A 25,077-nucleotide genomic window follows, 5' to 3' on the forward strand; every position below is an offset into this window, starting at 1 on the left:
ACGACATGTTGTCTTCGGTAAAGATTCCGATTTTATGTCTCGGTGCGATGCTTGTCTGGTCGACCGCTTCGCCGGCCGCGGCCGAGGAATGGCAACGCCCGACCGTGCATGGCGGCGAGATCAACCGCAGCGTCGGCAAGGACGGCAATGTCTACACCGGCTCGACCACCCGGACCGGTCCCAATGGCGGCACCTACACGTCGAGTTCCAAATGCGTGGGTGGCGTTGTTGACCGCTGCGCCAGAAGCTATTCTGGCACCGGGCCGAACGGGCAGTCCTTCTCCGGCAAGCAGGTATCGGCACGCGGGCCGTTCCGGGGCCGCTCGGCCGGCAGCTTCACCGGCCCGAACGGCAACACGGTCCATGGCTTCCGCCGCTGGCGGCGCTGACATCTGGTGTGATGGATTTGAATCCGAAATTCGTTTCTGTGCTCTTCCTGATCGATGCGAATTTCGGATTCGCCGAACCAGCAGTCTCGTCCATGGATGCGCGCCGCCGTGCGACATGAGGAGCCCCGTGGCGACGATGACCTTCTGGTGCGCATCGCGGCGGGCAGCCAAAGCGCACTGTCCGAGCTTATCGCCCGCCATGGCCGTGGGCTGCGAATGTTCGCGACGCGCTATCTCGGCAATGCTGGCGACGCCGAGGATGTGGTGCAGGAGGTGTTCGTGACCGTCTGGAAACAAGCCGGGAGGTTCGATCCGGCCAAGGGGCGGGCTTCGACCTGGCTCTATCGGATCACCGCCAACCGGTGCATCGACCAGCGTCGACGCAGGGCGCTACGCAGCTTCATCGGGCTCGACGATATCAGGGACGAGGTCGCCTCGCCTGAGGCGGATGCCGAGGCGACGACCGCTGCGCGGCAGGAACTGGCGATCGTGCGCGACGGGCTCTCGCGCCTGCCGGAGCGGCAACGCATGGCGGTGCTGCTCAGGGCCGTCGGCGATCTCGACATCGCGGCGATCGCCGAGGTGATGGGCAGCAGCATCGGCTCAGCCGAGCAATTGCTGGTGCGCGGACGGCGCGCGCTCAGGGATCATTTGGCAATGGCGGCCGTGGGCCGTGAAAGGAAGTCCTCATGACACGGGACGAATTCGAACGAAACCGTCGCCGCTTCGGCGACACCGTCGAGGCATGGCCGGCGCCCTTCCGCCAGCAGGCGCTGGCCTTGATGGCGGAGGAGCGGAATGACGATCCGGATGCCGCGCTCGACCGCCTCGTGCTCGAGGCGGCGCTGACCGATGGCGATGACCAGGAACTGGCTAGCAAGGTGCTGGCTCGCATCGAAGCCGGCTCCGCCGGCCCATCCTTCCTGGCGCGCCTGCTCTTGAGTCCGGCCGGGTTCGCGGCCTGCGCCGCTGCCGCGCTCGTGGCGGCGACGCTGGCAGGCTACCAGGTGGCGCGGCTGCAGGACGATCCGTCCGACACGGAGCTTCTGGCTCTGGCGTCGGGATCGTCGCCTGCCGATAGCGGTGTTGTCGCGGATGATCCGGCAGGGGAGGGCTCGCTTTGAAGCGTTCCTGGATATGGACGGCGACGCTGGTGCTGCTTGCGCTTTCGCTGGCCGTCAACTTCTTCCTGGTCGGCTATGCCATGCAGGGCCTACGCCAGGGCGCGGCGGCGCGCGTGCTGTTGTCGGAGATTGCCAGCTCTTATCCGCCCGAGGTGAGGAAGGAGTTCCGTGGAGTGCTGCGCGACAACCGCGCGCGCACCTTCCAGGCACTGCGCGACCTGCGCACCGCGCGCGCCAATCTGGCGGCGGCACAAACAGGCAAACCCTTTAACGAAGCGGCGGTGAAGGACGCGATGGCGGCGGTGCGCAGCGCAACGACCAACCTTCAGGCGACCATGCAGGACTATCTCCTGGCCGCTCTGAAGAACGTCAACGCAAAGTCCGTCCAGGGCGGCTGAGCCGGCCCTACTGGCGGCACAATTGTCGCCGACCTATGTCGATGTCCAACCGGTTGCGATCGCGAAGATGGAACAATGCGGCACGACAGGCTTGTCCTGATCCTGATTTGGCGCGAGCTCTCGGCTGGCTTGCGCTCGATGCGCCGCCGCGACCTTGCCTGGATCGTGGCTGGCGGTGGGGCGCTGCTCGCCTACGCCATCGCCGATATCGCTATCGCGCTGCAGGCCGCGGCGGCCACGCTGCTGCAGGCGCAGATGCTGTGGACGGTCGGCCTGCCGGGAGCACTTCTTTGCCTTGGCGGCTTCGCCGGCAGTGCGGTCGCAAGACTTTGCCTGTCGCGCGCCTTCGCGCCTTTCCTGAAAGCATTGCCGCTCTCACTGGTCGAGCGCCGGCGCATGGCGGCGGTGGCGGCATGGGCGCTGGGCGTTCCTCTTGCCTTAATCGTCGCGGCGGCCACAGGCCTTGGCTGTTTCGTCATCGCCAAACCATTGGCGCCGGCCTGGGGGCTTGGCGCCGTGATGTTGTTTGGCTCCGGCTTCTGCCTGGCAGCCGTGCTGCGCCTGCGGAGCGCTCGCGACCTGGTCGGCATCGGCAATGCCGATCCGGCTGGGGAGCCGGGCGGGCGCAAGCCCTGGCTCGGTGCCTTCGATCGTGCGACGCCGGCCTGGCTCTCGAGCTGGGCATGGGGCCTGCCGGCCGGCCGCGTAAGGTTTTCATGGCGGCTGGCTGGCGCGGCCATACTGCTCGGTCTCGCTGCGGTCGTTGCCGGCTCCATCAGCCTTGCCCACCATGATGCCGTGCCGGCTGCCATGGCCGGGCTGGCCGGCGGCCTTCTGGTCTTCATGCTGAGCGCGCGCTTCCATCCACTCGGCTCGCCGGTGTTGCGCACGGCGCCGCTAGGCTTCGTCAGGGCCTGGCTGCGCCTGGCGCGGCTGCCCCTGCAATTGTCGGTCGCTTTCTTTCTCTTGCCGGCGGGCGCTGCCCTGGCGGCGGAACCGTCGGCCTGGGCGATGCCGCTCGCCAGCGGCTTCTGGCTGCTGGTGCTGAACGGCGCCTATGCGGTGTTTGCAGCCTATTTCATGACCGCACCGTTCGTCGCCGCGCTGAGCTTCCTCAGTGCCATCGCCTACGCCAGCTACGAATCGCTCGAATATGGGCGCACGGTGCTGATTGGTCTTGCCGCCCTTGTGCTGTTTCTGTGGCACCGGGCGCAACGGAGATACCGCCATGGATAGCAGCATCGATCCTGCCGAAATCCTCGCGGTTCGCCGGCTCAGCGCCGGCTATGGTGGCCGCGCGGTCGTCAGCGGCATCGACCTGTCGCTCGTCAGGGGCGACATCCTCGGCCTGCTCGGCGCCAACGGCTCTGGCAAGTCCACTTTGCTCAGGGCGATCACGGGCCAGATCCGGCCGCTCGGAGGGAGCGTGACGGTCGACGGCGCCGACCTTGCCGGCGCGCCGGAGCGCGCCAAATCCGGCTTCGGCCTTGCCATGGATCCATCCGACCTGCCGGCGGCGCTGAGCGGGCGGCAGTATCTCCAACTCGTCGCCTCGATCCGCGGTTGCGCCGAAGATGACTGGCCTGGCGTCGATGTCGCCGAACGGCTTGGGCTGAAGCGCTGGATCGAGCGGCCGATCGCCGAATATTCGCTGGGCACGCGGGCCAAGATCGCCATTGCCGCGGCCCTGCTCGGTGCGCCGCCGCTGCTGATCCTCGACGAGTCCCTGAACGGCCTCGATCCGCTTGCCGCCTTCGAGGTGAAGCGCATCATCCTGGCCTTGGCTTCCAGCGGCCGCCATGCCGTCATCATCTCCAACCATGTCGTGGAGTCCGTGCCGGGCCTGTGTAACCGCGCCGTCCTTCTGGCCGACGGCCGCATGGCGCGCGCCTGGCAGGCCCGGCAACTGGCCGAGGCCGGCCGAATGCCCGGCGCCTTCGAGGCCGAAGTCATGCGGGCGCTGACGGTCCAGGCGGCCGATGGATGAGGGCACCTTTCGCTTGAACGGCTGAAACGCAGCCGTTTCGCGACGGCTGCCACCACGCAGGTTTTCAGATCTCCAGGCAAACCTTGCCGAAATGCTTCCGGGCTGCGTAGTGCGTGAAGGCGGCGGCGATGTCGCGCAGCGGGAAACGGCGGTCGATGACGGGCTTTATGCCGTTGATCTCGATCGCACGGATCATGTCCTCTTGATCCGCCCGACTGCCGATCGAAATACCGCTGATGCGGATCTGGTTCGAGAACACGGCCGGGATCGAGACATCGGCGGCAAAGCCGGTCAGCACGCCAATCAGGGCGATGTGACCGCCTGTGCGGCAGGCGGCTATCGACTGCGCCAGCGTGGCAGGGCCGCCGACCTCGATCACGTGGTCGACGCCGCGTCCTGCCGTCAACTCCCTGGCCTTGCGGCCCCAGTCCGGCACGGCCTTGTAGTTGATGACGGCATCGGCGCCGAGGCGGCTCAGCCGCTCCAGCTTTTCCTCGTCGGAGGAAGTGGCGATGACCCGGGCGCCGGCGGCCTTTGCGAATTGCAGCGCAAACAGCGACACGCTGCCGGTGCCGAGAACCAGCACCGTGTCGCCGGGCTTGACCTTGCCGCAGACGACCAGGCCGCGCCAGGCAGTGACGCCGGTGCAGGTCAGCGTCGCGGCTTCGGCATGCGTGTAGCCCGCCGGAGCTTTCGTGAAGGTCTGTGCCGGCATGCACACATATTCGCTGGCGAAGCCGTCGAAACTTTCTCCTGGAATGTCGCGCCTTGTGGCGGGGGTCATGTCGCCGTCCTGCCACCAGGGGTAGAAGGTGCTGACGACGCTGTCGCCGGGCTTGAGCGCATCGACGCCGCTGCCGACGGCGATCACTTCGCCCGCGCCGTCGGACAACGGCACGCGGCCATCGGCCAGCGGTGTCTTGCCTTGCACCGCGAAATCGTCGCGCATGTTCAACGAGCAGGAGCGGATCCTCACCATCAGGTCACCGGGTCCCGGTTGGGGTGGGTCTTCCTCGACCAGGTCGAGCCGGTCCAGGCCACCCGGCGCCCTCAGCCTGACGAGCTTCATTGTCTTCTCCGATGTGTGGGGACGTTCGGGTGGCGTGGGCGGGTGGATCTATCGGACTTGCCAGCCAGAGATCACCCGCAGCCAGGGTGCGAGATGAAAGGCGCTCATCAAGAGATACATCGCTGCCATGCCGGTCAGCGGCGAGGTGCCCATGCACAGCATGGTGGCGTCACTGCCCTGCAGGCAAGAGAGCAGGGCCATCACGGCGAAGGTCGGTGCCGCAGCGAGGCACAGCCAGTCGGCTATGCCTAAGGAGGCGGTGCTTTCGGAGGGGGCGCTGCCGGAATGGATATCGCTCATGGTCGTGATCCCTTGATGGTCGTGGCCTGTCAGGGCGTGGTTCCTCGCCCCCACCTTCGTGGGGGCGAGGAACCCAAGCTGGGCAGGGGGCTTCGCTCTTGCCAGGTTCTGCTACTCGGCCTTGTCCCTGAAGGCGGCTTCGCCAGCGGCGGCGACTTCGGCCCATTTCTTGTCGGCGCCCGCTTCATAATTGTCGTGCCAGTTCCACCAGCTGTAGAGCGGGGTCTGCGGGTAGCCTTCGGGCGAGTCCTCCCAGACCTCCTGGCGGCCGAGCGGGGTGGCGTCGAGATAGCTCCAGACCGTACCCATCGCCTCGTCGCCGCGGCTGTTGATGAAATAGGTGCGGAAGATGCGGTCGCCCTCATGGATGAAGACGTTGTGGCCGTGCCATTCGTCGACGCCGAAATCCTTGTCGAAGCTGTCGGTGATCGTGTACCAGGGCATCGCCCAGCCCATCCGTGTCTTCAGCCGCGCAATATCGGCCTGCGGGGCGCGCGAGGCGTAGGCAAGCGTGGTGTTGCGGGCGTTGAGATGGGCGAGGTGGCCGACCTGGTCGGCGCCGAGCGAACAGCCGCGGCAGGCGTGATCGGGCCAGCCATAGACGCCCGGCTCGAAGAAGGCGCGGTAGACGATCAGCTGGCGGCGGCCTTCGAACAGGTCGAGCAGGCTTGCCTTGCCGTTCGGGCCTTCGAACACATAGGCCTTGTCCACTTCCATCCACGGCATGCGCCGGCGTTCGGCGGCGAGCGCGTCCTTGGCGCGCAGCGTCGCCTTTTCCTTCACCAGCATCTTTTCGCGCGCGGCGTCCCATTCCTGCCTGGAAACGATCGGCGGGGTCTGCATTGTCATGTGCTTGGTCATTGGTCTTCTCCTTTGCCAGTGGTGCCGTCGCGGGCCACCTGGGAATCCAGGCTAGGGCGGTGAAGCGGGGAGGGGTGAGTTACATCTGCGACGGGATTTGCATCCTCCGGCCCGGCGCAGCAGGGGTGGCGGGGCCGTGCGGTGTGTTCGAGATTGTCGGTTGCAGGCATTTTCAACTACCTCTAATGAGATGCTTAATATGAATACCTGAGATGCTCAGGCTATCGAGTGCCGGAATTGGCGTCAATCGTGCCGGTGGTGTTCTCAGCCAGATGGCTAGGTCTCCCTCGGCTCGATGCGGCTTGCTGGCCGGCAGTGGTGATTTAAGTTAGGGCGGTGCGGGGGTGGGAGTTACAAGTGTGACGGGATTTGAATGGACTCGCTGATTACCGCGGCAGCGCTGGCGCTGGCGGCGGGCGATCCGCTCGGCGCGCTCGACCGCGTCGCCTTGCGCGAGGATGCGCCGGCGCTGGCGCTGCGCGGCATCGCCATGGCGCAGCTCGGCGATTTCGACCGCGCCAAGCTGCTCTTGCGGCGCGCGGCCCGCGCGTTCAGCCCGAAAGAGGCTGTCGCGCGCGCCAGATGCGTCGTCGCCGAGGCCGAGATCGCGCTGGTCTCGCGTGACCTGGGCTGGCCGGCCAAGGCGCTCGACGCGGCGCGCACGACGCTGGAAAAGCATGGCGACCGGCTGAACGCGGCGCATGCCGGCCATCTCAAGGTGCGGCGCCTGCTGCTGATCGGCCGGCTCGACGAGGCCGAGCATGTGCTGGCCGGGCTCGACCCGACGCCGCTGCCGCCGGCCGCGCGGGCCGCGCATGAACTCGCCGTCGCCGGCATCGCCATGCGGCGGCTCAGGACCCGGCCGGCGCGCGCGGCACTGGAATGGGCGCGCAACGCCGCCCGGCAGGCGGGCATTCCAGGCCTGATGGCGGAGGTCGCCACCGCTTCGCTCGCGCTGGAAACGCCGGCGGCGCGGCTGATCACGCAAGGTGCTGAGCGGCCGCTGCTGCTCGAAGAGGTCGAGGCGCTGCAGGGGTCGCCGGCGCTGGTCGTCGACGCGTTTCGCTACGCCGTGCGTGCCGGGGACAGGACGGTCTCGCTGGCGAGCCGGCCGGTGCTGTTCGCACTGGCGCGTGCGCTTGCCGAAGCCTGGCCCGGCGATGTCTCGCGCGAGGAGCTCGTGGCACGGGCCTTTGGCGGCAAGCATGCCGATGAATCGCATCGTGCACGGTTGCGCGTCGAGATCGGGCGGCTGCGCGCCGAGCTTGCCACGCTGGCCGACATCAGCGCCACCAAGCGCGGCTTCACGTTGGCGCCGCGCCAGGCGCGCGCGGTGATGGTGCTGGCGCGGCCAATCGAGGAGCGGCACGCCGCCGTGCTCGCCTTGCTCGCCGATGGCGAGGCCTGGTCGAGCTCGGCGCTGGCGCTGGCGCTCGGAACCGGCCAGCGCAGCGTGCAGCGGGCGCTCGAGCCGCTTGCCGAGGCCGGCAAGGTGCAGTCTTTCGGCCACGGAAGGGCGCGCCGCTGGATGACGCCGCCGGTGGCCGGATTCACGACCACCTTGTTACTCCCGGCGCCGCTGGCAACTGGTTAGGAATGGATCATTCCACCATCAAACGAGGATCAAGACATGAAACATTCACCGGCCGAAATCCTGCGCGAATACGGACCCTTTCCCGGCGTGGAGCGGATACATGGGGTGAGCTTCGACGGCGAGAATGTCTGGTTTGCCTCTGGCGACAGGCTGAATGCCTTCGATCCGCAAAGCGGACAGAAGCTGCGTTCGATCGATGTCGCCGCACATGCCGGCACCGCCTTTGACGGCCGGTATTTTTACCAGCTCGCCGATGATCGCATCCAGAAGATCGATCCCGATACCGGCGCGGTGGTCTCCACCATCCCGGCGCCCGGCGGCGGCCGCGATTCCGGGCTGACCTGGGCCGAAGGCACGCTCTGGGTGGGGCAATACCGCGAGCGCAAGATCCACCAGATCGATCCCGAGACCGGGAAAATCCTGCGCAGCATCGAATCCAGCCGCTTCGTCACCGGCGTGACCTGGGTGGATGGCGAGCTGTGGCACGGCACCTGGGAAGGCGACGAGAGCGATTTGCGTCGCGTCGATCCCAAGACCGGCAAGCTCCTGGAGCGGCTCGACATGCCGGCCGGCATGACCGTCTCGGGGCTGGAATCCGATGGCGCAGACCGCCTCTACTGCGGCAGCACGTCAACCGGAGTGGTGCGGGCGGTGCGCCGGCCGAAATGAACCGGTTCCCCTGACGCAGACATCAGGGCTGCGAAGTTCGAGCCTGGCGAATTTGTCAACGGCGACTGGTCGTCGCCCCGGCGCGTGCCTAGATAGGCTGCGTTGGGCGACCGCCCGGACATCTCTTCGCAAAGGACCCGACCATGCCCGCACAGATCACGCTGAACGACGGCGCCACCATCCCGCAGCTTGGCCTTGGCGTGTGGCAGGTCGATCATGGCATCACGGCCCAAGTCGTGGGCTGGGCGATCAAGGCCGGCTACCGGCTGATCGACACGGCCGAAGGCTACCAGAACGAGGAGGGCGTCGGCGAGGCGATCCGTGCGGCCGCTGTGCCGAGACGCGAGCTGTTCATCACCTCGAAACTGCGCAACGGCGCCCACCAGCGTGACGCGGCGCTGCGCGCTTTCGACGAGACGATGGAAAAACTCGGCGTCGAGCAGATCGACCTGTTCCTGATTCACTGGCCGGTGCCCAGCCGGGACAGATATGTCGAGGCCTGGAAGACCCTCATCGAGCTCAAGCAGGCCGGCCGTATCAAGTCGATCGGCGTTTCGAATTTCAACAGGGACCATCTGGAACGCATCATCGGCGAGACCGGCGTGGTTCCGGTGGCCAACCAGATCGAGCTGCATCCGCGTTTCCAGCAGCGCGCGCTCAGGGAATTTCACGCCCGGCACAACATCCATACGGAAAGTTGGAGCCCGCTGGGCAGCGGCCGGCTGCTCAGCGACCCGACGATCGCGGGCATTGCTGGGAAGCACGGCAAGTCGGCGGCGCAGACGATCATCCGCTGGCACCTTCAGCAAGGGCTGATCGTCATCCCGAAGTCGGTCCGCCAGGACCGCATCGCGGCCAATTTCGATGTCTTCGATTTCGAACTGGACGCGCAGGATTTGGAGACGATCGCCGGCATGGATTCGGCTACCGGCCGCGACGGCCCGAACCCGGCTACGGCGGCGTTTTTGTTTTGACGGTCGCGTGCCCTCTCTCACAGGGGGAGGGCATGTCCTTCCTCCGGATCTGAAGGCGATTCGCTGACCCGGAAGAACGAAAGCAGGCCCGGCAGGCCGCTCGCTTCCATCTCGCCCAGCTCCTGGAATATCAGGCTGGAACCGACCACGAGATCACGCACGGTTCGCGACGCGATGATGTCGCCCGGTTCGGCATTATCGAGCAGCCGCGATGCCAGTTCGATCGCGATCCCGGTAAGATCGTCGCCGCGCTCCTCGCATTCGCCGGTATGGACCGCGCAGCGGACATCGAGGCCCGATTGTCGCAGGCGATGACGGATCGCGATGGCGCACTGGATGGATCGGGTCGGCCTCTGGAACACGGCGAGAAATCCATTTGCCGCTTTCCTGATCTGCCTGCCTTCTGCGGTGAGCAATTCGGCACGGATTTCTTCAGCGTGGCGTTCGACAAGGTCCGCGCCGGCACAGGAGGGTGGGGTACCCATCTCCAGCAACAGCACCGACACCAGGATCCGTTCGCCTGGCGCCGACGGCAAGGTGCCGGTAACGAAGGACTGGATCTCGTCGACGAGACGATCGGAATTCTCGCCCCAGATCACGTGATCGCGGCCGGCGAGTTCAATGTATCTGGCGCCTTCGATATGCGTCGCCAGATAGCGCCCTTCTTCGGGTTTTACCCAGCGGTCGCCGGTCGTCTGCACGATCAGTGCTGGAACATGAATGGTAGGCAGAATGTCACGGATGTCGATTTCTGTCCCCCAGCGCCAGAGCGCGATGGCGTCGGCGGGCGAGGCTGAATTCCTGAGGTACGCGGCGAACCATTCTCTCTCGAAGCTGTCATTCATCAGGCTGGGTGCCGCATTGCTCATGTCCGTAGGCTCGCCCCATTGTCTCTCGACGGCGGCCAGGTCTTCTTCCACCTGCTCGCTTGTCCTTGCCCATGGGTAATCCTTCGACCACCTGCCCCTGGCGTAGGTACCGTTGAGCACAAGTGCCGCGGTGCGCTCGGGATAGGTCGCCGCGAACAGCATGCACATGGGTCCGCCTTCAGAGCTGCCGAACAGAACCGTGCGCTTCGAGCCGACCGCATCCAGCACCGCCCGCATATCCTCCATTCGCTCCTCGAGGGTCGGCAAACCAACGCTGCGGTCTGACAATCCCGTGCCGCGCTTGTCCATGCGGACCAGGCGCGAAAAGGTGCCGAGGCGATGAAGCACGTGCGAAAGTCGCGGCGACGACCAGGCAAGATCGAGGTTGGAAACCCATCCAGGAACATAGATCAGGTCGATCGGTCCATCGCCGGTTACCTGATAAGCGATGTTGATCCCGGCCGATTTGGCATAGTGGGTCGAGGCCTGCCGCCGCTCGCCGGCATGGGTTGGCGTCGGTGGCGACGCTCCGGCGGGCGCGGCAGGGCTTGCCGTCCTGGACTGAGCTTGCGGCGCCATGCGGCGCGCTCGCAGTTCGTCATAGAGGGAGCGGGTTTCCGGCTCGGGCTGCAGGTTGAGCTCGCGCTGCAGCACACCACGGCAATTTTCATATTGCCTCAGCGCAAGATTGATCCGGCCCTGAGCCGCCAAGGCTCGCATCAGGGCTCGGTGGATGTCTTCCCGCAGGGGCTCCATGGTCAGCAGGCGCGTTGCCGCGCGTACACAGGATGCCGGATCGACCGCCGAGTAGTGCGCAACGAGCCTGTCCAGCGCCGCGACCGCCATCGCCCTCAGGCGCTCGCGCTCGACCCGCAGCCAGTCTTCGAAGGGCTCTTCCTTCAGCCCAAAGCCGTCGAGCAAGTCGCCGCGATAGACGAGAAGCGCCTGTTCGAGATCTTCAGTCATTGAACTGGCGGCCAATGCCTCGAACCGGGCGACATCGAAATCAAGTTCATCGAGATGGAGGGCGACGTTGTCACCGTCGGTGAGGAAGCGGCCGCCTGACGCCTGCATGGCCTTCCTCACGGCCGACACCGCCTGCCTGAGGCTCATCCTGGCCTGAGCCTCGCTGTTGACGCCCCAAAGCAGTGTCGCGAGCTTCTCGCGCGACTGCGAATGCCCCGCTTGCAGTGCGAGATAAGCCATCATCGCCCGCGCCTTGCGGCTGAAGGCCGGGACCACCGCCCCGACGCCGGCAAAGTCGAAACCACCCAGCAGATAAAGATGAGGCCCCGTCATCGGATCCCGCCCCAGCCACGTGTCGACTGCGATTGTTTCGTGTAGCGGCCTCTATTTCAATCGCCATCTGCCGGCAGCGCTGTTTTTCACGATTCCATCACGCAGCTTTCACCTGCTTCGTCACGCCGGCAACCGACAGTCTGCCGACAGGAGAAACCCCGGGAGATTGCCATGTTGCCCTCAAGCTCCACCGATTGGCCGTTTCAGCTCGATGCTGGTCCACGGCCGGACTTGTATCGGGCGCCTGCACCAGCACAGTTGCGCCACGGTATCGCGCTTGAACGCTACCTCGATCGGCAAAAGGCCAGTCGGGCATCGGCGATATCCAGTGCCGATTTGGGGAAAGCCCTCAAGCCACTGCTGCTAACGACCGCGCGGATCGTCGTACGCCTGTTGGGCCGGGGTTTGAAGAAGGCAAAGACCGCCGGTGCTCCTGATGTGGATGGCGAAGCGCTCCGCTTTTCCCATGGGAGGAAGTAAGCGCTCCTGAATGGCGGATGGCTCGAGCGAAAGCCGACATTGCAAACCGCTCAGGCCCGCTGATGGACGGCGATGCATCGGGACGATGACGCGGCGTCATATCCCCGAGCCATCCAATTGCTGCGCGTCGTCGCCCTCCCAGGGGGCCGGCAGCGAGCCGCCGCGGCTGAGATTGGCCGAGGGCAGGGGCATCCAGCATTTCAGCTCCGGCTCGGCATATTCGACGACGCGGCCGGGTGAGGAATCCGACGCCCGCCAGCCTTCGCCGGCGAACTGGTCGCCGCGCGCCCAGTAGGCGAGGTCGACTTCCGCCGGCCCTTGCTCGGAGGGACGGACCGTGACCAGGATCCGGCTGCCGTCCTTGGGCGCTGTCGACATGTGGCGCCACCGTTCGGGCTCGTCCATCGCAATTCCTCCTGCCTTGGTGCGAGATGAAGTGTCGCCTCGCCATCGATGGTGGTCAACCCACACTTTGTCAGATTAGATCGGCCACCTCCGTCCTAGGTCTGGCGATGTTCGCCAGGACAAGGAGAGGCATCTATGCATGACAAGGTCGAGCCAATGCCGGCTGGAAGCGAAATGAAACTGTACTTCAGCCGCAATCCCAATCCGCGCCTGGCGGTCGCGGTGGCACGCCATCTCGAGGCGCAGGTGACTTTCGAATTCGCGTCACCCTTCGCGCCGGGGCAAGCGGAGCGATTCCGGCCGCTCAATCCCAACCTATCCATTCCGATCCTGGCATGGCCCGGCGGCAGCCTGTGGGAGGCGGACGCGATCGCCTGCCGGCTGTCACGCGCGGCGCGTTCCGATTTCTGGCGCACCGGCGAGGACGAGCCCGACATGATCCGCTGGCTGAGCTGGGGCAAGGAGAATTTCGTGCGGGCGTGCGACGCCGTGCATTTCGAGCGCGGCACCAAGCAGCGCTATGGGATCGGGCCGATCGACGAGGAGAAGGTCAAAGAGGGGTTGCATGACTTCCACAAGGGGGCCGCGATCCTGGAGGCGGAACTGGCAGACCGGCCATGGCTGGCCGGACCATCGCTTAGCTATGCCGATTTCCGCATGGCGACCTTCCTGCCCTTCAACGATGCCGCCGGCCTGCCGCTCGGCGACTATCCCGCGCTCATCAGCTGGTATCGCCGGCTCGAAGCCATCGATGCCTGGCGCGACCCTTTCGAGGGGCTGGATGCACCGCCTTTGCCGCCGGTGCCGCGGCAAGGGGCGGAAGCTCGTTGATGCAAGGGAAAACTGACGACCGGCGCATACACAAAGGGAACTTGAAGACGCCGGCCGCCATTTGGGGCGTTGGGGTGCATCCCGTTGGGGCGCGATGCAAGGTCAGGCTAGACGGATGGCCGGCCTCTGCAATCGCAACGCCGGCCTATGGTGAATAACAGGTTACTATCCACAGGGGGCGGCCGGCGGCGGCCACTCATGGCGGCCCCTTCCTCACAACTGTGAGCAACACCGGCTGACCGGCCATCGGTGCTCGACGGGCAGCACCTGGGTTGCTAAGCCCCATGCCGCGCAGGAGACCTTTTTGAGTCGAGACATGACCGTTGCGATCGAGATGGGACACACCACGGCGGGCGCCCCAGCGAACCTCGATCTCGAGGAGCTGCTGGCGACCCGCCTTCTGGTGCAGGGCAATTCGGGCTCCGGCAAGTCGCATCTGTTGCGCCGCCTCCTGGAGCAGAGCGCGCCCTGGGTGCAGCAGACCATCATCGACCCCGAAGGCGACTTCGTCTCGCTCGGCGAGCGTTACGGCCATCTGGTGATCGATGCCGAGGAGCATACCGAGCGCGGCCTGCAGGCGGCCGGCGAGCGGGCGCGCATCCACCGCGTCTCTACCGTACTCAACCTCGAAGGGCTCGACGCCGAGAACCAGATGCGGCGCGCCGCCGCCTTCCTCGGCGGGCTGTTCGAGGTTGCCCGCGACCATTGGTACCCGATGCTGGTGGTGGTGGACGAGGCGCAGCTGTTCGCGCCGGCGGTGGCAGGCGAGGTTTCGGACGAGGCGCGCAAGCTCTCGCTTGGCGCCATGACCAATCTGATGTGCCGTGGCCGCAAACGGGGGCTCGCCGGCATCATCGCCACGCAGCGGCTGGCCAAGCTCGCCAAGAATGTCGCGGCGGAAGCCTCCAATTTCCTCATGGGCCGCACCTTCCTTGACATCGACATGGCGCGCGCCGCCGATCTGCTCGGCATGGAGCGGCGCCAGGCGGAAGCATTTCGCGATCTGGAGCGCGGGCAGTTCATGGCGCTGGGGCCGGCGCTGTCTCGACGGCCGCTCGGCCTGCGCATCGGCCCGACCGACACCAGCCCGCGCAACGGCACGCCGCGGCTGATGGCAATGCCGGAATCAGCCCTTGAGGACGCCCGTGCGATCATCCTGGCGGCACCGCCGCCCGAGACGGTGCGCACGCCGCGCCGGGTGGCGTCACCAGACCTGCTCGACCAGCTGATGGCGGCGAAATCAGCGGCGCTGGAAATCCGCCCCGAACCGGCGGAGCCGCAAATCAGCGCCGAGGATCTGGCCGAGCGGCGCGAGCGGGTCGACCGCGTGCTGCGCGCCATCCTGGCGCAGCCCGATGCGGGTTTTCGCGTCATCGGCGTGCTTTACCAGGAATTCGTCGTGCGCTGCCGCATCGAAGGTCTCGGCTCTGTGGTGCCGGACCTCGCCGAGTTCCGCCGCATGCTGACGCGCGCCCGCGCCGGCCTTGGCTCCGAGACGACGCAGGATGACGCGTGGCGCGACGTATCCGTGCGCGCCTCGCTGCTGCCCGACGACATGCAGGGCGTGTTCATGATGATCGCGCGGGCGGCGAAGGAGGGCTGGCCGTGCCCGAGCGACGCCGCGATCGCGCGCGCCTATGGCTCGCACTCGCTGCGCCGCGCCCGGCGTCTCCTGACCTATATCGAGGAGCAAGGCCTGATCGTCTGCCAGATCGACGGCACGGGAAAGCGCACCGTGACGCTGGTCGAACTCGCCTGGGCCACGGCGCCCGGCGACCCCAATGCCGAGGAGGCGGAGCAGGGGAGCCTGGCGCTGTGAGAGCGGCGCGCGCCGCCTCCGGCCGCCTATTTTGATTTGCGGCCCAGCCCCATGGATTTGGCGAGTTTCGAGCGGGTCGCGGAATAGTTTGGGGCCACCATCGGGTAGTTGGAAGGCAGGTTCCACTTCTTGCGATACTGGTCCGGCGTCAGGCCATAGTTTGTCTCGATATGCCGCTTCAGCGATTTGAAACGCTTGCCGTCCTCCAGGCAGATGATGAAATCGGGCGTGACGGATTTTTTCACGGGGACGGCATATCTGATCTCGTCGGGCCCGCCATCGGCAACGCCATCCGAAATATTCCGGATCGACGCGTGTATTTTCCCGATGAAGTCGGGAAGCTCTGCGGCGGGAATGGGGTTGTTCGAGACATAGGATGAGACAATGTCGGCGGCTATCAAAATAATGGGATCGATATGCTTTCCATTTCCAGAAAACGTGTTGGCGCCGTCGGTGACTTCACCAGGCGTTTCTTCGAAAATTCCTCCGGTCCGGACTATGGTTGGTCTGGCATAAGGCTTCTTCAAAAGGTTTCTCCTTGACGAGCATGGGCTGGCTGATGCATCTGCCGGATCATAGTTGTGGGAAAATTTCACACGTGTCAACTGCCGTGAAACTCGCCCCTGGATGATTTCGGCCAAGTCGAAGCACCGTTCCCCGTCGGGATGCGGGCAACCAGAACTGGCGCGACAGAAGGAGCGCCGATGCCGCTTCTTTGGCGAGCGCCCTTGTGGAAGCATTTCCCACAAGCTATTTTCGGCAGGAATTTCCGAGGGATGGATGACCGATTTCACGATTGGCGAGTGAAGGACGACGATGAGCAAATCGGCGGGACAATATCTGGATGCCGCAGGGGTCCAGAACGCGTTGAACCGGGTTCTTCGCCCGCTGGTGCGGTTGGCCATCAAGTGCGGCGTGACCTTTCCGGCCTTCGTCGATCTGCTGCGCCAGCTCTACGTCAATGTGGCGGAGCATGAATTCGCCCTGCCGGACAAGCAGCAGACCGACTCCAGGGTCAGCCTGCTGACGGGTGTCCACCGGAAGGAAGTCAGCCGGCTGAGAGGGGCGGGCGCTCCGGTGCGGGTGGTGCCCGATGCCGTTTCCAGGACGAGCGCCATCGTCGCGCGCTGGCTCGCCGATCCGCAGTTCGTCGACGCCAAGGGCGTGCCGTTGCCGCTGGCGCGGACGAGCGAGGCGGGCGAGCCGTCCTTTGCCGGCCTTGTGGAATCGGTGACCCGTGATCTCAGGCCACGCGCCGTTCTCGACGACTGGCTCGACCGGAAGCTGGTCGAAATAGACGGCAAGGACCGGATCGTGCTGTTGGAAGGGGCAATGGTGCCGCGCGGCGACGGCGAGGTCCGGCTCTACTACTTTGCCCGCAATCTCGGGGATCATGCGGCCGCCTCGGTCGAGAACGTCCTGGCCGATGCTCCGCCCTTCCTCGAGCGCGCCGTCCACTATGACGGGCTGTCGGAAGAGCTGGCCAGGTCGCTCGAGGCCTACAGCCGCGAGATCGCGGTGGAGACGCTGCTGCGCCTGAACAAATACGCAAACCAGGCCATTCAGAGCGACCCGGGCGGGACCAGCCGGTGGAACTGGGGTGTCTATATCCTCACCTCCGACGGCACGTCGCTCGTTGCCGAGGAAGAGCTTGAAGACAAGGGTGCCGGCGGAGAGACGGCATGAGCGGGAGGCCGACGAGACGGGGTTTCCTGACGCTCGCAGCCGCCGTGCCGGCGGCGTTTTTCAGTCTGCTCGCGCGGGCGACCGACCCGTCGAAGGACCAAGGCATTGGCGGCACCGGCTGGACGGCGGGGAACGATGGCGACCAAGGCATCGGCGGCACCGGCATCGTCGGGACGATCCAGCGCTTCGGCAGCATTTTCGTCAACGGCGTGCGGGTTCAGTACCAGCCTGACGTGCCGGTCTGGATCGACGACGTCCGCGTCGCCGCGAACAGCCTGAAGATCGGGCATGTCGTGCGCGTCGCGGTGGTGCAAAAGGCCGATCGTGTCATGACCTCGGCGATCCATGTCACCAGCGAGGTGGTTGGGCCGGTCGAGCGCAAGACCGCCGGCTGGATGCGGGTGCTGGGGCAGCAGGTCGACATCAGCCAGCTTGCGCAGGGATTGAAGGCTGGGGTGGGCGATATCGTGGCCGTCCATGGCATTCGCCGACCCGACGGGAAAATCGTCGCCAGCCTGGTGGAAGCGAGGCCGCGTGAGCAGACCTATCAGCTTCGCGGCCTGGCGGCGGTGCGGTCGGGCGCGTTGCTGGTCGGGCAGCTCAAGATCGGACCCGGATCGTCGCCGCTGGCAAATCGGCGCGTTCAGCTGACCCTCACCAAGGCTACGGGCGGATACAAGGTCCTGCATCTGGAAGCGGAAGCGCCGGTTCCCCAGGCCAATGTCGCCGATGTTCTCTACGAGACGTTTCTGCAGCGCCGCGGACGGCGGCTGGAATCGGGCCTGGGCGTCGCCGTCGACAACCAGAACGGCGACGTGAAATCGACCGGCGCCGTCAGGGCGTTTATCGAGGTCGGATTTGATCGCGAGGGCAATATCGTGTCGGCGTCGCGTGGTCGCGGTGCGGGCGGGCCAAACCGCTCCGGCATGCCCGGGCCCAACTCACCCGGTCTGCCTGGTCAGCCTCCTGGGCCGGGCGGACCGGACGCGCCCGGCGGTGGTCCGGGCGGCCCCGGTGGGCCGGGTGGACCTGGCGGTCCCGGTGGGCCTGGTGGCCCTGGCGGGCCTTAGAGCCTTCATCGTTTCCCGGAAGCCGCCATCGCGTCGTCATCCCTGGGCGAAGCAGGAGCGCAGCTCCGTCGCGAAGACCCTGGGATCCATTCCGTGACCTTAGCCGTGGCGTGCAGCGGAGCAGAATTCTGCACCGTGGCGAGGCTTTGAAGTCGCGGCATGGATCCTGGGGTCTGCGAAGCGTCGCTGCGCTCCTTGCTCCGCCCCAGGATGACGAAGCGATTGATGTGCCAGCGTGTGGAGGGAGCGGTAATCCGGCCGGTCCGTCCTTTGCGATAGACGGGACCGGCCGGCACAGCCGTACGGGGCTCGTTGGGTAGGGGGTATGAGCTTTTTTGGTACGGCTGCTTTCCGCGGACCATGCGGGGGGCGGACGGTCCGCTGAATCCTATGGAATGTCTTGGCTTCCTTTCCTCTTACAGTCGCTGACTGACTCAATGTGTGGGAAAATAACCCACAAGTCAACCGTTACTTGACGTGGGTAAATTTCCCACGCATAAGAAGTCGACACCTGGGGACGATCATTTGCAAACCCTCGGGCCTCGGAACAAGGGCAAAACAATCCGAAAGGATGCGGCTTTGACCGCCACGGATTTTGTTGCCTCCGGATTGATTGATTTCGGTGAAGCAACCTCAGAGGTAAGCCATTGAAAAAACTGTATATTGATGCGTCCCTGCCGTTTCGCTGGGGGCCGCATCCGCCAGTGGGCATCCCGCGCGTCGAAACGGCGCTCATTCGTCAGGCGCTTCGTTGGAAGTCCTCGCCGGTCGGCTTCTTCATCGTCGACGCGTGGGGGCAGGGCCAACGGCTCGATGAAACGGAGCTCCGCTATCTCCGCCGGCTGGTCGACGGTGACCTGCCGCAGCCGGTTAGCGGCGAGGGCAGCTCGTATCTGGCGCGGCTGTGGAAAGTGCTGTCGATCATGCGGGAGGCGCCCTTCGCCTGCGGGCGCGAGTTCGATCGCGTGGCGGCGATCTTCCTCTCGGGTTCCGAGAAGCGACGCGGGATCAAGTTCCAACTGTCCAAGACGGCCATCCGGCTTTTCAAGATCGTGAAGTCGGCGCTGCGGCCAAGCAGGCTCGACACCGGAGATCCACTGAAAGACGAAAACGCCATCTGCTTTCTGTCCAGTGCGAGCGTGCACGAGTTCGCCGCCAAGAAGCTCACGGGAAAAGCCAAAAGCGGCATCTTCACCTTGATGCACGACCTCATTCCGATCGACTTCCCGCAATTCGTCGGTCCGCATCACGCGCGCGGTTTCGTCCGCAACACGGCATGGCAGCTGGAAAATGCGCAGCTGCTCGTCTGCGTGTCGAAATACACCGCCGACAGGGTGAAGTGTCATGCGAAAGCCTCCGGCCTGCGCCGGATTCCCCAGGTCGCGGTTGCATCGCCCGGCGCCTTCCTGAGGGAAAGCGTCACCGACCGGGAGATGTCCGTCGCAAAGCAAAACCGGAACCGCAAATTCGTCCTCTACTGCTCGACGATCGAGATCCGGAAAAACCACATCCTTCTGCTCAAGGTCTGGCACCGGCTTTTGCCGCTGCTGGGGGACAGGCTGCCGACGCTCGTTCTGTGCGGCCGGTGGGGCTGGATGTATGAGGAACTCACCGCCTTCATGGCTGAGCATCCCGAGCTTGCCGAGCATGTCCAGTTCCGCTCCAACCTCAGCGACCGGGAGCTGGCGGAGCTCTACCGGGATGCCGAATTCAGCGTCTATCCCTCGGCGGTCGAAGGCTGGGGCCTGGGGGCTGCCGAGTGCCTGGATTTCGGACTGCCGGTGCTGATCTCGGACGCGCCGTCGCTGACGGAGGCGACGCAAGGCCTGATGCCGACCATTCCCGCGCACGACGTCGAAGCCTGGTGCGCCGCGGTCACCAAGGCCTGCACCGATCCGGTCTGGCTGGCGGAGTTGCGCCACACCATCGCGACGCGATACCGCCCGATCCGCGAGCGCGCGTTTTTCGCGACCATTGTCGACCATGTCGCGGAAGTCGACCATGCCGCAGAACTCGACCCTGTCGCGGAGACCGCTTCAGACGATCCGACGCCCAGGATTTACGGGCCGCATCCGGTGCTGGCCGGGCCGGCCAGACAGGCCGGCGCATTGGTAGCCGATCAACCCGTTTTTCGCAGGGCGTAATGGGAAGCATCGTGAACATGTCGACGCTCGGCGGGGCGCGGGAACGGCCCGGCATTGATGCCGTCCGGGTGATGGGGACACCGCGCTCCGGCACCAATCTGGCGAAGTATCTTCTCGAACGCTATCTCGGGGTACAAATCGTCTTCGATCAGGGATTCTGGAAACACGGGATCTTCCCGGCGCTCATGAGCGGGCGCGAGGTCGACCATGGGGGCTTGCCCATTGTCGTCATGAGCAAGGATCCGGTCACACAGATCCTGTCATGGTTCCGCCTTGCCAGGAACGACACGATTTTCAAGCCGAACGGGAATCTCGGCTCGTTCCTCGAGCAACCGTTCGAAGTCAGGCAGGATTTCACCGAGCCCAAGCGCATGGAATACAGGTTCCGCTCGCCGGCCGATTACTGGAACCAGTTCTATTTCGCCATGGATGCGCTTCGCCGCACCGGCGCGCCTGTGCATTTCGTCGCCTATGAGCAGCTTGTTGCGGCGCCGGCCACGTCGCTTTATCTGATCTCTGATTTCCTCGGCTGTGTCAGGCCTTTCGACGTTCGCAGCGAGGTGGCGATTCCCAGGCACAAACTCGGCGCGAGTAATGACTTTGATCCCGCCGAAAGCGCGACGAATGAAAAGGCCTTCGATCCGGCGCGCGCCGAGCTGACATCGGCGCTGGCCAGGATCGGCTGGCGCAACGCGAGCACCATCCTGCGCGCCATCGACGACGATGTGCTCGATGCAACAGGACGGGCCGGGTTTCGTGAGACGTGCCGCGAGGCGGTTGGCCCGGCCGCGATGCTGAGGTCGCTGGTGGGGTTTTGGTGAGAGCTTGTTGCACCACTGTGCGGCACAGCTGGACCACGTCCCGGCGCCGCTGACGCCGGGTGGATCCTCAGCCTGAGGTGACTCGTATCGTGGTGGCCGCCTTCGGCTGGTCGCCGACGGCAAAGACGGCGCTCGCCTCGCTGACGATGGAGACGTGGTCGCGCGCGGCCTTGCCGGCGGCGGCGCCGTCGCCACGCAGGATCGCGGTAACGATGGCGTCATGCTCCTGCCAGGATTTGGCCAGCCGTCCGGCCAGCCTGAACTGGGCGCGGCGGAACGGGGCCAGCCGGCTGCGCGTCGTCGCGGTCAGCTCTTGGATGTGCGTGCTGTGAGCGCCGCGATAGAGCCGGCTGTGGAACTCGGTGTTGAAGTATTCGTAGTCTTCTTCGGCGCCCAGCCGCACCAGCCGCGCCGAGGCCTGGTGCTCGGCCTCGAGCGCGCGGCGCTCGCTGCCGGTCATGCGCTCGGCGCAGAAGCGCGCGCATATGCCTTCCAGCTCGGCCATGCTTTCGAACATCGAGGTGAGATGCTCCTGTGTGACGACGGCGACGATGGCGCCCCTGTTGGGCCGCCTTTCGACCAGGCCCATGGCGCTGAGCTGGCCGAGCGCCTCGCGCACCGGCGTACGTGACACCTCGAAGCGGGCGGCCAGCGAAACCTCGTCGAGTTTCTCGCCCGGACGCAGCACGCCGGTGACGATGCGGTCGCCGATCGCCCTCACCATCTGATCGACGGTCGTGCCCGACCGGATCAAGCTGCGCTTTCCCGACAAATCCGCTTCGCCTCCCGTGCTCCGGCGTCCCAAGCGATGAAATCCAGCGGCCATACGGCGCGATCCCGACTCAGGCCATACCCTCTATGCCTATGTTTTAATCTTCCTGTCAAATTGGCTGTTTTCAAGGCATAAAGTGCATGCAATTGCCTCTCGCTTGTGCACGCATCATTGCATCATCGATTGATTTTATTGACTAAATTTCGAAATTTGAACTGGCACGACGATTGCATGCACTTTCTTGAGAAGGCGTTAACCGACCCGGAAAGGGTCCTACAGGGGAGCATTCACATGACCGACAGATTCATGCTTAGCCGCCGCCAGTTGCTCAAGACCTCCGCCGCTGGAACGGCACTCGGCCTTGCCTCGGCGGCCTTTCCCATCAGCAGAGCCTTTGCCGCCACCGCCACCGTCGGCTTCATCTATGTCGGGCCAAAGGACGACTATGGCTACAACCAGGCGCATGCCGAAGGTGCGGCGGCGCTGAAGGGCATCGAGGGCATCACCGTCGTCGAGGAGGAGAATGTCCCAGAAACGGTCGATGTCCAGAAGACGATGGAATCGATGATCAATCTCGACGGCGCCTCGCTGATCTTCCCGACCTCGTTCGGCTATTTCGACCCTCACATGCTGGCCATGTGCGCGAAATTCCCCGACGTGCAGTTCCGCCACTGCGGCGGTATGTGGGACAAGGCCAAGCATCCGATGAATGCCGGTTCCTATTTCGGCTATATCGGCATGGGCCAGTATCTCAACGGCGTCGTCGCCGGCCACACTTCGAAGACCAAGAAGCTCGGCTTCGTCGCCGCCAAGCCGATCCCGCAGGTGCTGCTCAACATCAACTCCTTCCTGCTCGGCGCGCGCTCGGTCGATCCGACCATCACTTGCCAGGTCATCTTCACCGGCGAGTGGTCGCTGGCGGTCAAGGAAGCGGAGGCCACCAACGCGCTGGTCGACCAGGGCGCCGACGTCATCACCTGCCATGTCGACAGCCCGAAAGTTGTGGTCGAGACGGCGGCCGGGCGCGGCGCCTTCGTCTGCGGCTATCACGCCAACCAGAGCCCGCTGGCGCCGGAAAAATACCTGACCGGCGCCGAGTGGAACTGGGCCAAGGTCTACAAGATGTTCGTCGACGACCTCGTCGCCGGCACGCCGCTGCCCAACTTCACCCGCGGCGGCCTGGCCGACGGCTTCGTCAAGATGAGCCCGCTCGGCCCCGCCGTCGGCGAGCCGGCGCGCAAGCAGTTCGACGCCACGTTGGCCGAAATGATGAAGGGTGGCTTCTCCGTCATCAAGGGGCCGCTGAAGAGCAACAAGGGCGCTGTCGTCGCCACTGCGGGCCAGGCCTTCGTCGAGACCGCCATCGAGCTCGAAAGCATGGACTATCTCGTCGAGGGCGTCGTCGGTTCGACTGCCTGATCCGAGGGGGAGCGGGGTGATGACGGATACGGTGACAGGGGCCGGCATGCCGGCACTCTTCGGCGCCAGGGTCTATCCCTCGGCGCTGGAATGGACTGCGCGGCGGGCGGAGGCTTTCGTCATTCCGCTGGCGGCGTTGATCGTCGGCATGGCGCTGTTCAGCCTGTTCATTGCGCTCGTCGGCAAGTCGCCGGTCCTGCTCTACGAGACCATGTGGCGGGGCGGTTTCGGCTCCTGGTTCTCCATCCAGAACTCGCTGTCGCGGGCCGCACCCTTGCTGTTGGCGGCGCTGTGCGTGGCGCTGCCGGCGCGGCTTGGCCTTGTCGTCATCGGCGGCGAGGGCGCCATCGTGCTCGGCGGTGTTGCCGCCGCTGCCATAGGCGTGGCGCTGAGCGGCGCGCCTTCGCCAATCGTTATTCTTGCCATGGGCGTGGCGGGCCTGGCCGCCGGCGGCATCTGGATCGGTGCCGTCGGCGCGCTGCGCCACTACCGGGCCGTTAACGAAACCATCTCCAGCCTGCTGATGGCCTACATCGCCATCGCGCTGATGAACCAGCTGGTGGAGGGGCCGCTGCGCGACCCGGCCTCGCTCAACAAGCCGTCGACGCAGCCGCTGGCGGAGATCTACCGCATCGGCAACATACCGGGCATGGACGTGCATTGGGGGCTGGTGGTCGGCGTCGTCGCCTGCATTCTCTCCTGGGTGCTCATCGAAAAGACCCGCTGGGGTTTCGCCGCCCGCATCGCCGGCGGCAATGTGCGCGCCGCGCAGGTGCAGGGGCTGGCCGTTGGGCCGCTCATTGTCGGCTTCACCGCGCTGGCCGGCGGCTTCGCCGGGCTCGGCGGCATGCTGGAGGTCGCCGCCGTGCAAGGCAGCGCCAATGCCTCGCTCGCCGCCGGCTATGGCTATACCGGCATCCTCGTCGCCTTCCTGGCCCGCCACAATCCGCTGGCCATCATCCCGGTGGCCATCCTGCTCGGCGGCATCGACGCGTCCGGCGGGCTGATCCAGCGCCGCCTCGACCTGCCTGATGCCACCGTGCTGGTGTTGCAGGGCATGATCTTCATCGTCATCCTGTTCAGCGAAACCTTTTATGGCCGCTTCAAGGCCTTCAATCCCGATTTGTGGAAGAGGCCCGATCTCTTGAAGGGGACTGCCTGATGGACGCGACCGAGATCGGCCTCTGGGGCGTGCCGCTGGCCATTCTGGGTGGCGCCATCCGTGTGTCGACGCCCTTCATCTTCGTCTCGCTGGGCGAGGCGATCACCGAGCGGTCCGGCCGCATCAATCTCGGGCTCGAAGGCACGCTCGTCTTCGGCGCCATGACCGCCTATGCGGTGGCGGTGATGACCAACTCGCCCTGGCTCGGTCTGCTCGCCGCGGCCTTCGCCGGCCTGTGCTTCGGGATGTTCCATGGCTGGATCTGCAAATTCCCCAAGGTGAACGACATCGCCATCGGCATCGCGCTGATGCTGTTCGGCTCGGGCCTGGCCTTCTTCTTCGGCAAGCCGTTCATCAAGCCGAAGGCGCCCAATCTGCCGGCCATTCCGTTCGGCGGCTGGTCCGACATACCGCAGGTGCAGGCAGCACTCGACGTCAACGTGCTGTTCCTGATCGGGGCGGTGCTGTCGGTCATCCTGTGGTGGGCCTTTCGCAACACCCGCGCCGGCCTCATAGTGCGCGTCGTGGGCGACAGTTCGGACGCGGCGCGCGCCATGGGCCTCAACCCCGATACGGTGCGGCTCGCCGCCACCGGCGTCGGCGGCGCGCTGGCCGGCATCGGCGGCGCCTACCTGTCGCTCTACTATCCCGGCAGCTGGACAGAGCGCATCTCGTCGGGTCAGGGCCTGATGGCGGTGGCGCTGGTCATCTTCGCGCGCTGGAACCCGCTCGGCTGCTTTGCCGCGGCGCTTCTGTTCGGCGGGGCGGGCGCGCTTGGCCCGGCGCTGCAATCGGTCGGCGTCACGCAAGGCTACTATCTGTTCTACGCCGCGCCCTACATCCTCACCCTCATCATCATGATCGCCACCTCGTCGCCGACACGCTCGCTTGCCGGCGCGCCGGGCGAATTGTCGATCACCAAATGACTGGCACCA

26 protein-coding genes are annotated in these 25,077 nt (G+C 65.5%); 19 read left to right on the forward strand and 7 right to left on the reverse strand.

Annotated features, from left to right (window positions below):
* Positions 1–5: 5 nt before the first annotated feature.
* The 6 genes from AC04SF_RS08005 to AC04SF_RS08030 all read left to right on the forward strand — a co-directional run bounded on the left by AC04SF_RS08005 (position 6) and on the right by AC04SF_RS08030 (position 3,898).
* The gene (locus tag AC04SF_RS08005; protein ID WP_488477293.1) at positions 6–389 is read left to right on the forward strand and encodes a hypothetical protein; all 384 of its coding nucleotides are present in this window, start codon (positions 6–8) and stop codon (positions 387–389) included.
* A gap of 96 nt (positions 390–485) precedes the next feature.
* Positions 486–1,082: an RNA polymerase sigma factor gene (locus AC04SF_RS08010; RefSeq protein WP_488477294.1), complete on the forward strand. Its 597-nt coding sequence runs from the start codon at positions 486–488 to the stop codon at positions 1,080–1,082.
* Positions 1,079–1,513 (forward strand): hypothetical protein, encoded by a 435-nt coding sequence (locus AC04SF_RS08015; protein ID WP_488477295.1) that lies wholly within the window; start codon positions 1,079–1,081, stop codon positions 1,511–1,513. The genes AC04SF_RS08010 and AC04SF_RS08015 overlap by 4 nt, the downstream gene beginning before the upstream one ends.
* Positions 1,510–1,911: a periplasmic heavy metal sensor gene (locus tag AC04SF_RS08020; protein WP_488477296.1), complete on the forward strand. Its 402-nt coding sequence runs from the start codon at positions 1,510–1,512 to the stop codon at positions 1,909–1,911. Before AC04SF_RS08015 ends, AC04SF_RS08020 begins: the two co-directional genes overlap by 4 nt.
* Before the next feature lie 75 nt (positions 1,912–1,986).
* Entirely contained in the window at positions 1,987–3,147 is a 1,161-nt protein-coding gene (locus AC04SF_RS08025) for a hypothetical protein (RefSeq protein WP_488477297.1), read from the forward strand.
* Positions 3,140–3,898 (forward strand): ATP-binding cassette domain-containing protein, encoded by a 759-nt coding sequence (locus AC04SF_RS08030; protein ID WP_488477298.1) that lies wholly within the window; start codon positions 3,140–3,142, stop codon positions 3,896–3,898. Before AC04SF_RS08025 ends, AC04SF_RS08030 begins: the two co-directional genes overlap by 8 nt.
* 64 nt (positions 3,899–3,962) lie before the next feature.
* Here AC04SF_RS08030 and AC04SF_RS08035 read toward each other — a convergent pair whose 3' ends face one another.
* The 3 genes from AC04SF_RS08035 to AC04SF_RS08045 form a co-directional block, all read right to left on the reverse strand.
* On the reverse strand, positions 3,963–4,967 hold the full coding sequence (locus AC04SF_RS08035; RefSeq protein WP_488477299.1) for a zinc-dependent alcohol dehydrogenase family protein: 1,005 nt from the start codon (positions 4,965–4,967) through the stop codon (positions 3,963–3,965).
* Between the two features lie 48 nt (positions 4,968–5,015).
* Positions 5,016–5,267, reverse strand: coding sequence for a hypothetical protein (locus tag AC04SF_RS08040; protein ID WP_488477300.1), 252 nt, complete (start codon positions 5,265–5,267; stop codon positions 5,016–5,018).
* A gap of 111 nt (positions 5,268–5,378) precedes the next feature.
* The gene (locus AC04SF_RS08045; RefSeq protein WP_488477301.1) at positions 5,379–6,128 is read right to left on the reverse strand and encodes a DUF899 domain-containing protein; all 750 of its coding nucleotides are present in this window, start codon (positions 6,126–6,128) and stop codon (positions 5,379–5,381) included.
* A 373-nt stretch (positions 6,129–6,501) separates the two neighbouring features.
* Here AC04SF_RS08045 and AC04SF_RS08050 point away from each other — a divergent pair, with 373 nt between their 5' ends.
* The 3 genes from AC04SF_RS08050 (at position 6,502) to AC04SF_RS08060 (ending at position 9,365) form a co-directional block, all read left to right on the forward strand.
* On the forward strand, positions 6,502–7,722 hold the full coding sequence (locus AC04SF_RS08050; protein ID WP_488477302.1) for a helix-turn-helix domain-containing protein: 1,221 nt from the start codon (positions 6,502–6,504) through the stop codon (positions 7,720–7,722).
* Positions 7,723–7,758: 36 nt separating this feature from the next.
* On the forward strand, positions 7,759–8,391 hold the full coding sequence (locus AC04SF_RS08055; protein WP_488477303.1) for a Vgb family protein: 633 nt from the start codon (positions 7,759–7,761) through the stop codon (positions 8,389–8,391).
* A gap of 143 nt (positions 8,392–8,534) precedes the next feature.
* Positions 8,535–9,365, forward strand: coding sequence for an aldo/keto reductase (locus AC04SF_RS08060; RefSeq protein ID WP_488477304.1), 831 nt, complete (start codon positions 8,535–8,537; stop codon positions 9,363–9,365).
* 17 nt (positions 9,366–9,382) lie between these two features.
* Here AC04SF_RS08060 and AC04SF_RS08065 read toward each other — a convergent pair whose 3' ends face one another.
* Positions 9,383–11,533 carry an alpha/beta fold hydrolase gene (locus AC04SF_RS08065; RefSeq protein WP_488477305.1) on the reverse strand — a complete coding sequence of 717 codons (2,151 nt, stop codon included), beginning with the start codon at positions 11,531–11,533 and terminating at the stop codon, positions 9,383–9,385.
* Between the two features lie 171 nt (positions 11,534–11,704).
* On the opposite strand from AC04SF_RS08065, the gene AC04SF_RS08070 reads away from it, so the two are divergent.
* Entirely contained in the window at positions 11,705–12,013 is a 309-nt protein-coding gene (locus tag AC04SF_RS08070) for a hypothetical protein (RefSeq protein WP_488477306.1), read from the forward strand.
* A gap of 96 nt (positions 12,014–12,109) precedes the next feature.
* On the opposite strand, the gene AC04SF_RS08075 is transcribed toward AC04SF_RS08070, so the two are convergent.
* The gene (locus AC04SF_RS08075; RefSeq protein WP_095203923.1) at positions 12,110–12,418 is read right to left on the reverse strand and encodes a hypothetical protein; all 309 of its coding nucleotides are present in this window, start codon (positions 12,416–12,418) and stop codon (positions 12,110–12,112) included.
* A gap of 174 nt (positions 12,419–12,592) precedes the next feature.
* Here AC04SF_RS08075 and AC04SF_RS08080 point away from each other — a divergent pair, with 174 nt between their 5' ends.
* Both AC04SF_RS08080 and AC04SF_RS08085 read left to right on the forward strand, forming a co-directional pair.
* Positions 12,593–13,249, forward strand: a complete 657-nt coding sequence (locus AC04SF_RS08080) for a glutathione S-transferase family protein (protein WP_488477347.1) — start codon at positions 12,593–12,595, stop codon at positions 13,247–13,249.
* A gap of 316 nt (positions 13,250–13,565) precedes the next feature.
* A complete protein-coding gene (locus AC04SF_RS08085; RefSeq protein WP_488477307.1) occupies positions 13,566–15,068 on the forward strand; it encodes a helicase HerA domain-containing protein in 1,503 nt (500 codons plus the stop codon).
* A gap of 26 nt (positions 15,069–15,094) precedes the next feature.
* On the opposite strand, the gene AC04SF_RS08090 is transcribed toward AC04SF_RS08085, so the two are convergent.
* A complete protein-coding gene (locus AC04SF_RS08090; RefSeq protein WP_488477348.1) occupies positions 15,095–15,484 on the reverse strand; it encodes a Ros/MucR family transcriptional regulator in 390 nt (129 codons plus the stop codon).
* A 400-nt stretch (positions 15,485–15,884) separates the two neighbouring features.
* On the opposite strand from AC04SF_RS08090, the gene AC04SF_RS08095 reads away from it, so the two are divergent.
* The 4 genes from AC04SF_RS08095 to AC04SF_RS08110 all read left to right on the forward strand — a co-directional run bounded on the left by AC04SF_RS08095 (position 15,885) and on the right by AC04SF_RS08110 (position 20,789).
* Complete coding sequence (locus tag AC04SF_RS08095; protein WP_488477308.1) at positions 15,885–16,754, forward strand: DUF6502 family protein; 870 nt, start codon at positions 15,885–15,887, stop codon at positions 16,752–16,754.
* Positions 16,751–17,824, forward strand: a complete 1,074-nt coding sequence (locus AC04SF_RS08100; protein WP_488477309.1) for a DUF5666 domain-containing protein — start codon at positions 16,751–16,753, stop codon at positions 17,822–17,824. The genes AC04SF_RS08095 and AC04SF_RS08100 overlap by 4 nt, the downstream gene beginning before the upstream one ends.
* Before the next feature lie 647 nt (positions 17,825–18,471).
* Positions 18,472–19,968 (forward strand): glycosyltransferase, encoded by a 1,497-nt coding sequence (locus tag AC04SF_RS08105; RefSeq protein ID WP_488477310.1) that lies wholly within the window; start codon positions 18,472–18,474, stop codon positions 19,966–19,968.
* A complete protein-coding gene (locus tag AC04SF_RS08110) occupies positions 19,968–20,789 on the forward strand; it encodes a hypothetical protein (protein ID WP_488477311.1) in 822 nt (273 codons plus the stop codon). The genes AC04SF_RS08105 and AC04SF_RS08110 overlap by 1 nt, the downstream gene beginning before the upstream one ends.
* 67 nt (positions 20,790–20,856) lie before the next feature.
* Here AC04SF_RS08110 and AC04SF_RS08115 read toward each other — a convergent pair whose 3' ends face one another.
* Positions 20,857–21,543 carry a GntR family transcriptional regulator gene (locus AC04SF_RS08115; RefSeq protein WP_488477312.1) on the reverse strand — a complete coding sequence of 229 codons (687 nt, stop codon included), beginning with the start codon at positions 21,541–21,543 and terminating at the stop codon, positions 20,857–20,859.
* 309 nt (positions 21,544–21,852) lie between these two features.
* On the opposite strand from AC04SF_RS08115, the gene AC04SF_RS08120 reads away from it, so the two are divergent.
* Genes AC04SF_RS08120 through AC04SF_RS08130 form a run of 3 tightly spaced genes read left to right on the forward strand, consistent with a single transcriptional unit; the run spans position 21,853 to position 25,068 of the window.
* Positions 21,853–22,980 carry a BMP family ABC transporter substrate-binding protein gene (locus AC04SF_RS08120; RefSeq protein WP_488477313.1) on the forward strand — a complete coding sequence of 376 codons (1,128 nt, stop codon included), beginning with the start codon at positions 21,853–21,855 and terminating at the stop codon, positions 22,978–22,980.
* Positions 22,981–23,026: 46 nt separating this feature from the next.
* The gene (locus tag AC04SF_RS08125) at positions 23,027–24,142 is read left to right on the forward strand and encodes an ABC transporter permease (protein WP_488477349.1); all 1,116 of its coding nucleotides are present in this window, start codon (positions 23,027–23,029) and stop codon (positions 24,140–24,142) included.
* Entirely contained in the window at positions 24,142–25,068 is a 927-nt protein-coding gene (locus AC04SF_RS08130; protein WP_488477314.1) for an ABC transporter permease, read from the forward strand. The genes AC04SF_RS08125 and AC04SF_RS08130 overlap by 1 nt, the downstream gene beginning before the upstream one ends.
* The last annotated feature ends 9 nt before the right edge of the window (positions 25,069–25,077 follow it).

It is taken from the genome of Mesorhizobium sp. CNPSo 4671, from assembly GCF_057784245.1.